This window comes from Halomonas sp. ND22Bw, assembly GCF_003011945.1.
Classification (GTDB): domain Bacteria; phylum Pseudomonadota; class Gammaproteobacteria; order Pseudomonadales; family Halomonadaceae; genus Halomonas; species Halomonas halophila.
Map to the genome: position 1 here is coordinate 1 of NZ_PXWD01001884.1, position 232 is coordinate 232.

Consider the following 232-nt stretch of genomic DNA (forward strand, 5'->3'; position numbering starts at 1 on the left):
CGGCGCCCGATCCGACCTCGATCTTCAACCTGTTCGGCCTGCTGCCCTACAATCCCGGCGCCGTGCCGGTCCTGGGCCCGTTCCTCATGCTGGGCGTTTGGCCGATCCTCATGGGCATCACCATGTGGCTCCAGATGAAGATGAACCCGGAGCCGCCGGACCCGGTCCAGAAGCAGGTCTTCGCCTGGATGCCGGTGGTCTTCACCTTCATGCTGGGCTCCTTCCCGGCCGG

Annotated in this window: 1 pseudogene; it reads left to right on the forward strand. The window is 65.9% G+C overall.

Annotated features, from left to right (window positions below):
• A pseudogene (locus CVH10_RS24825) lies at nt 1-232 on the forward strand (hypothetical protein); the annotation flags it as partial.